This is a genomic window from Desulfofundulus thermobenzoicus (assembly GCF_009428905.1).
Classification (GTDB): Bacteria; Bacillota; Desulfotomaculia; order Desulfotomaculales; family Desulfovirgulaceae; genus Desulfofundulus_A; species Desulfofundulus_A thermobenzoicus.
The window spans coordinates 1-501 of the sequence record NZ_WHYR01000148.1 but is presented as its reverse complement, the minus strand read 5'-3'; the positions used below and the strand labels follow the sequence as shown (position 1 = coordinate 501).

Annotated in this window: 1 protein-coding gene; it reads left to right on the top strand. The window is 43.3% G+C overall.

What is annotated here, in order from left to right:
• Positions 1–369: SprT family protein (locus tag GFC01_RS17945; protein ID WP_152948495.1), on the top strand; the 369-nt coding region annotated here is incomplete at its 5' end.
• Between the last annotated feature and the right edge of the window lie 132 nt (positions 370–501).

The following is a 501-nucleotide window of genomic DNA, read 5'->3' as shown; positions in this document are numbered from 1 at the left end:
GGCGGGCGATATTTACTTGGTACACACAACATTGAACTAAACCGCCGATACCTAGAGGAGCATGGACGAGAAGAATTAATCGGAATCATCAAGCATGAGCTGTGTCATTATCATCTGCATCTTGAAGGAAAGGGCTATCAGCATCGCGACCGTGATTTTAAAGCGTTATTAAAGCAAGTAGGAGCACCGCGTTTTTGTACACCGCTAAAGACCGTACAAAATAAGCGCCGTGCGGGGAAACGCCATGAATATATTTGCACAGGATGCGGCCGGTCTTTTATAAGGAAAAGACGGTTTGATACCTCTCGTTATGTATGCGGCGTCTGCAAAGGAAAATTAAAGTGGCTGCGCACAATCGATTCATTGTGATAAGCATTCCTCTACGGGGATGCTTTTTTTTGTTCCAATTGATGTGTGGACATATTGAGACAAAAAGAGACGCATGTCTCATTTTGTCTCTTTTTTCATCGGTGTGATTCAGACAAAGCCTAAGTGTTTATG